Raw genomic sequence first — 6,191 nt, forward strand, 5'->3', positions numbered from 1 at the left:
TCACTGATCAGATTGAGTGAAATAGGTGATCAGTTTAGAGTGAAATCACTGATCAGATTGGAGTGAAATGAGTGATCATTTTGAAGTGAAATCGGTGATCAGATTGGAGTGAAATACGCATCGTACTCATTCAAACCAATATTTTTGGCATTAACGGTGGTATTATTAGCTGTCAATGAATATATGGACAGTCCTGGATCTTTGCCAAGATATTTCGTCGAATATCTTGATTGAATCGTGCTGCGGCTGGTTGGTTGCTTTTGTCCATCAAGATCCCCCAATACTTTATTGCCCATTAAATTCCAGCCTTTAAAAATAGGCAATGAATAAATAAAATTACAAGCAATGTCGTTAGCAGGACATAGGGTATCTATACGAATAAAATCTTCTTGTGTTGAGCGTAAAAGGTTGTAGTTGATATCTGACATATCAGCCATTTGTTCTGCACTGACGCCAAAAGCATCTGCTAAAATCCCAGCATTCAGTGCCAATTTAGCTGGTGTTTTTTTCTTGTTATAGCGCGTTTTCATATGAGAAAAGACGGACCACATGTTCATTAAATCCCCCATAAACATCATAAGATCCGCTATACCTGTTTTAGGTAACGTTTTAAAAAAAGTATCATCCAATTTATCAGAGGCATCATAATTTAAATGCCAATCAGGCGTCTCATTATCTTCTGTATCGATGAGTTCAAATCCTTTATTTTCGCCAGAATTAATTCGATCAATTGTGTTTACCCATGTTTCATCCAATTCATTCACTGCCTCATCTAAATGTTGATCGCAAAAAATGGGAATATTGGTGTAGCCGAACTCTGCAGCTATTTCTTCCACCTTATCGACTAAATCCTCATTAATCAAATCATGATCCATATCACAGTAAGACACGCTTTCATTACAGCAAAGTCTGCCTTTATCGAGGTGATTGTACATTTTCCGATAGATAAAAAATTCAAATAAATGGGGATCAAGATGCTCATCCTCTGGATCCCTTTTTAAATAGGGGATCATTTTTTTAGGAATGGTCTGCAAAAGCTCATCAGATAATTTGAATGACGCGGGCATTTTTCCCTTAGCATAATGATCTTTCAGTACCTGGATAAGTGGCATTATATCGTGGTCACCTTCATGAAAGACAAATGGGACATTCAGTAAAACAGGCCGTAAGTAGAGTGAAAGTTTACGGTGTGATTTAAGGTAAAATTCCCATTCAGCAGCTTCTTTATCAAACAGATGATCATCCAAAAACTCTGCTAGTGCTGGGAACTGTTTCTCTGGTAAAATTTTATATGCTACACGGTTTAACTCCTCATGCGTTAATTTTGGATTTCGCTTAGGAAACCATTTTAAAAATTTGGAGAGCTTGGGAAAATCGGTGATAAGACTAGCTCTATAGTCCAAGAGAGCCTTGTCTCCATAGGTTTTTCCCTCATCCAAGATCGTTTTGGTGTGATACATAAAACTCGTAATTAAATTATCCATGATTTGCTGATAACGGTGATGAATAAAACAAAGAGCTTGTAACCACTGTTGCTCTTGGCTTAATCGTCTTAAACGTGAAGCTGCGTATTGCTCAGCTAAATCAGCATAATAACGAACTGCATTTTTTGATAGAGCCAATGTTGGAATAAACTGTTTTGAAAATTCATAGAGCTCAATAATTTCAAATGCTTTTTCGACTTCTTCCTTACAGGCAGTATATTGAAAATCTTTTTGATCGGCGCGGATGACGTTAAGTTTTGTGATGCCATCATTGCGTTGAATGAGCGCTGACAATTGTGTTTGTTTCGGTGCTGGAATGAGTAATATCTTTTGGCTTAGGCGGTTATTCTCATTTGCGTAAGCTTGGGTGAACATATCCTGCAAGCTTCGATAGCTGGGGGCTACTATTCTTTGGCTCTCAATATAAACTAATAATTGGCGCAGAGCATCATGGACTTTCGGATAGTATTTCAATAATTCACCAAGATGTGTTTCAATGAATATTTTTTGCTCTTCAGACCAATCCTTATAATCAAACAATTGAAGAATAGCCTGTTTCTGGTCGCTGATGTATCCTCGTGAGATTCGACCAGATAATATCAACTCGCGTTTGTTAAAAAAGTTGGCCAATATATAATCAACGTCAGAGCGAGCATCTTCAAAAGTAAAATTAAAAAACTGGTATTTCGCTTTAAAATAGCCAAGTTGCAAAACGAAAAATACGCGGGTTTTGGTATTGGTATACTGAGCCAATGCATTCAGCTCTTCTTGATTCATAGTGAAGTAAATTTCTTGCTCATCGGCATTGAAGGTTGGCCGAGCATAAAGATTATCAATTTCAGCTTTAGGCAGAAGATAAAGGCGTTTAAGATGAGACATTTCGTGGTTCAAAAAAACGAGGGTTTGGCTGGACTGATTTTTCAGTCAACGAAAGTCGCATTGTACACCTATTTTTGGTAAGATAAAGCGGTTCAGTAAATCTTGGTTCAAAATATTGTTTTCCAGTTAGTAAAGTGGACTAAATGGCATGAAAATAGGATATGCGCGTGTTTCAACCAAAGAGCAATCTTTATCTATGCAAGTTGAAGCATTAAAAAAAGCGGGATGTATTCAAATCCATGAGGAAATTGCCAGTGGTGCAAAAACCGCAAGGCCTGTCCTTGACGAAATTATCCGAAATATTCGAGAAGACGACACCCTGGTTATTTGGAAACTAGACAGGCTTGGCAGAAACCTGGCACATTTAATTCATCTCACAACAAAACTCATTGAGAAAAAAGTCGGATTAATCAGTTTGAATGATCCGATTGACACATCAACCGCACAGGGACGCATGGTTTTTGGTATTTTTGCATCACTTGCTGAGTTTGAACGAGAATTGATTCGTGAGCGAACACAAGCTGGGTTAAAATCAGCACGGGCCCGTGGACGAAAAGGCGGACGACCAAAAGGGATGTCGAAAGCAGCGATGGAGAAGGCTGCCATTGCTGAGGCACTGTATAGAGAGGGGAGTATTTCTGTGAAGAAAATTGCGGAACAGCTGGGTATTTCAAAGACAACATTATATTTTTATTTGAGGCAGCGTAACGTCAGTATTGGTAAATAAAAAAATCTAAAAATGAACCTGCAAAACTCAGATTGAGCACTTTTGGGGGTTCTTCCACAGGACCCGTCTTTAATCCTTACTTAAGCGGATTTACTGATAATTAAAACGACTTCAATAAGCACATATTTAATGTAAGCAGCATTTTTTATATTTTAACCCGCTACCGCAAGGGCATGGATCATTTCTTCCCGTTTTAATACCGGCACGTTGAAATGGAATGGTACTGGATTTTATAGGGCGTTCAGAGTCATTTAAAGACAGCAACTGATTCATAAGCTTACTTACTTTGATCTCATTTTTTCTTCTGTCTTCATCTGATTGAAAGCAATCCCACCACTCCATATCCTTAATGGCATCAATATAATGGTATTGGCCCATAAAGTGTTTATCAGTATTGGTGGTGGCATCAGAGTTAGCAAACCAATCTTCAAAATCCTCTAAACTGGTATAGTCTGGATCGACATATCCCTTATTAAATGCTTCTACAAGCCGAGGAATCAGTTCATAAAGATAAAGATCCATAACCATGCCAGCAAGGATTGCCCATAGATGCGGTTGGTCTTTTTCAAGCTTCCCGTCAATCAACTCTAATAAATATTTGGTGAGTGTTTCTTTGTCAATCAGCTCAAGTAAACAAAGTGCGTTAAAACTAGAAAGAGCAGAGGCGCGCACATACTCATTCAGCGTTTGATTCTCAATGACTTTGGTCAACAGGAATAAATCACCATTGAAGGTGGAGGCAATTATGTTTTTCATTCCATAATCGGTAACCATATCATCGCCCAATAGATGGAATGCGGCTTCTCCTGGTAATTCCAAAAGCGCCATTATTTTGGGAAATGCAGTTTTGCAACGAAAATGTGCTAATAAATAGAGCGCAAAAACATAGTGCATATTATCGTTTGGAATACTTGGGTAATTTACAAGAGCATCATCTAGAGAATCTAATAAAATGGGAATGATTTCCTCTTTTTTTGTTAATAAATAATCTACATCTGCTTTTGGAAAGAAGCCTTTGTATTGACTGATATTATTCAGAGCCATTTCAATGGTTAGCGATTGATTCATGTCTTCCTGCTCTATAATAGGTGGATTCTTGTCGTTCATAAAATGTAAATCCAAATTGTATTTGGTTAAAAATAAGCAAGTTTCAAATTCATTGAATACTTGCTTTACTAGTGCAGTAAAACTGATTTAAAGAGCGCAAGCTTCTTCTGGTACCATAACAGCTTCTTTTTTACGACATACATCCATTAAAAACTGGATAAGGTCTCTGAGTTCACCAGTAAGAAGCGAAAAATTAGCATCAAATTGCTCTTGGTCATCATCCAACTTACCATTGTCTTTGAACGCATCGTCAAGGTAATCAAGACATTTCAACCGTTTTAGCAGGAAGTTATTGGTTAAAACAAATTGAACCCTCTCTTGCCAAATGAGCTCAATGGAGGAAACCGTATACCCCTGGGCAAGTAGCGTAGTTAATTCCTCGATGTTTTCTTCTATATCCTTACAGGTATACTGGCTTTTGTCCTCTCCTGAGGTAACAAGCACACAGCTTTTTGCAAGCAGTAGACCTTCTGGCAAAGAAGCAGGCTCATGCAACCAACGAGCAAACAAAGTACTTAAATCAGAATCAGGCATTAGGGGTGCGGCATCGAGTGAACCCAGGGCTTTAGTCAAAAGGGTAATGACTTCAGAGGCTTTATTGGGGTTGGCACTGTTGATGACCAGCCATTGTTTGTTTGTATCGATATAAAGCCAATCTTTTTTTTGTACGCTAAAGGCTTTAGGCAGTAAGTCAAACTCAATTTCTTCTTTGAGTTGCAGGACTTCAGCTCGCCGCATTGGCCGATTATGTGTTAATTCAAAAGCATTATTTTTTTCTTCAAGTACTGCCTGAATAATGCTGCTAGGTAAGAGGCGTACTTCTTTAGCTGCGACTAAGAGGTGGCAGCCATACAGGCTGTGTACTCTTCCTTTTTCTTCATCAGTTGGGGCTACAAAGCCTTGGGATTGACGCGCATGAGGTGGGCAGGGTTTTAGGCGAAGCTCTTCTAGAGCTTGTTCCAACTCATCTGCACTTTTTTCAAAAGAGGTGTTAAATTGATAAATTACAAGATTATTAAACCACATAAAAACTCCTAAAACGGAACATCATCATCAAAATCCTGCATTACAGGAGGTTGATTGTTGGCTGGAATTGGATTCTGGGCAGCATAGCTAGGCTCATTGTTATCAGGCCTTTCTTCATCGTGTCGGCTATCCAGCATTTGCATGTCATTGGCAACAATCTCGGTGGTATAACGGTCTATGCCTTGCTGGTCTTGCCACTTTCGGGTGCGAAGGCTCCCTTCAATGTAGAGCTTTGAGCCTTTTCTCACGTATTTCCCAACAATTTCTGCAAGTTGTCTAAAAAATACAACGCGATGCCATTCGGTTTTTTCCTGTTTTTCCCCAGTTTGTTTGTCTTTCCACGTTTCACTGGTTGCTAAAGAAAGTGTCGCTATCGCATTGCCTTCTGTTGTTTGCCGCACCTCGGGTGCATTGCCCACATTACCTACTAGAATAACTTTGTTAATACCCCGAGCCATCATTACCTCCCCAGTTTATTGGCCGTTAATGGCCTCTTTTAATTTTGCTCCGGTTTTAAAGCTCACAGCTTTACTGGCAGCAATCTCGATGGGTTGTCCTGTCGCTGGGTTTCGTCCGGTGCGAGCGGGGCGCTCTTTCACCGATAAACTGGCAAACCCTGGCAACACAATGGAATCGCCCTTGGTAAGTAAATCAGTGAGGCAGCTAATCACTGCATTTAAGGCGGTTTCTGAGTCAGTTTTACTGAGTCCTGATGTATTGCTTATGGCAGCAACTAATTCTTTTTTATTCATAGGATGTTCCTTATTCATAGCGCGTGGCGCTTCATTTCGATATGGATTCGATTTTGTCGGCGCAATAATCGGGTACAAATGGGTCTCTGTCAAATAAAACTTAGCTAGGTCCGGGGATCTGGAACAAAATTCAGGAAAAATAAGAGCTATTCCCGGTTTGTTAGTTCATTCACCTTACTCTCAGAATGGCTTATCCACAAGTCCATAGGCCAGGAG

6 protein-coding genes are annotated in these 6,191 nt (G+C 39.4%); 1 reads left to right on the forward strand and 5 read right to left on the reverse strand.

Annotated elements, in window-relative coordinates; genetic code table 11:
* Window positions 1–98 precede the first annotated feature (98 nt).
* Window positions 99–2,363, reverse strand: coding sequence for a Tn3 family transposase (locus ELY15_RS12740; RefSeq protein ID WP_127100626.1), 2,265 nt, complete (start codon window positions 2,361–2,363; stop codon window positions 99–101).
* A 148-nt stretch (window positions 2,364–2,511) separates the two neighbouring features.
* Between ELY15_RS12740 and ELY15_RS12745 the strand changes: the two genes are divergently transcribed.
* Window positions 2,512–3,090: a recombinase family protein gene (locus tag ELY15_RS12745; protein ID WP_127100628.1), complete on the forward strand. Its 579-nt coding sequence runs from the start codon at window positions 2,512–2,514 to the stop codon at window positions 3,088–3,090.
* Window positions 3,091–3,216: 126 nt separating this feature from the next.
* Here ELY15_RS12745 and ELY15_RS12750 read toward each other — a convergent pair whose 3' ends face one another.
* The 4 genes from ELY15_RS12750 to ELY15_RS12765 form a co-directional block, all read right to left on the reverse strand.
* The gene (locus ELY15_RS12750; RefSeq protein ID WP_158617485.1) at window positions 3,217–4,158 is read right to left on the reverse strand and encodes a DUF1186 domain-containing protein; all 942 of its coding nucleotides are present in this window, start codon (window positions 4,156–4,158) and stop codon (window positions 3,217–3,219) included.
* Between the two features lie 126 nt (window positions 4,159–4,284).
* Window positions 4,285–5,223, reverse strand: coding sequence for a recombination-associated protein RdgC (locus ELY15_RS12755; protein WP_127100632.1), 939 nt, complete (start codon window positions 5,221–5,223; stop codon window positions 4,285–4,287).
* An 8-nt stretch (window positions 5,224–5,231) separates the two neighbouring features.
* The gene (gene ssb, locus ELY15_RS12760; RefSeq protein WP_127100634.1) at window positions 5,232–5,681 is read right to left on the reverse strand and encodes a single-stranded DNA-binding protein; all 450 of its coding nucleotides are present in this window, start codon (window positions 5,679–5,681) and stop codon (window positions 5,232–5,234) included.
* Window positions 5,682–5,696: 15 nt separating this feature from the next.
* On the reverse strand, window positions 5,697–5,993 hold the full coding sequence (locus ELY15_RS12765; RefSeq protein ID WP_255411107.1) for an HU family DNA-binding protein: 297 nt from the start codon (window positions 5,991–5,993) through the stop codon (window positions 5,697–5,699).
* Window positions 5,994–6,191: the final 198 nt, after the last annotated feature.

Origin of the sequence: Legionella sp. km772 (assembly GCF_003989735.1) — a bacterium.
Taxonomy (GTDB): Bacteria; Pseudomonadota; Gammaproteobacteria; order Legionellales; family Legionellaceae; genus Legionella.

Excerpts from the sequence above, each read along its gene's own strand:
- ELY15_RS12755 (WP_127100632.1), bottom strand. The coding sequence starts at position 5,223 with ATGTGGTTTAATAATCTTGTAATTTATCAATTTAACACCTCTTTTGAA.
- ssb (WP_127100634.1), bottom strand. The coding sequence starts at position 5,681 with ATGGCTCGGGGTATTAACAAAGTTATTCTAGTAGGTAATGTGGGCAAT.
- ELY15_RS12740 (WP_127100626.1), bottom strand. The coding sequence starts at position 2,363 with ATGTCTCATCTTAAACGCCTTTATCTTCTGCCTAAAGCTGAAATTGAT.
- ELY15_RS12765 (WP_255411107.1), bottom strand. The coding sequence starts at position 5,993 with ATGAATAAGGAACATCCTATGAATAAAAAAGAATTAGTTGCTGCCATA.
- ELY15_RS12745 (WP_127100628.1), top strand. The coding sequence starts at position 2,512 with ATGAAAATAGGATATGCGCGTGTTTCAACCAAAGAGCAATCTTTATCT.
- ELY15_RS12750 (WP_158617485.1), bottom strand. The coding sequence starts at position 4,158 with ATGAATCAATCGCTAACCATTGAAATGGCTCTGAATAATATCAGTCAA.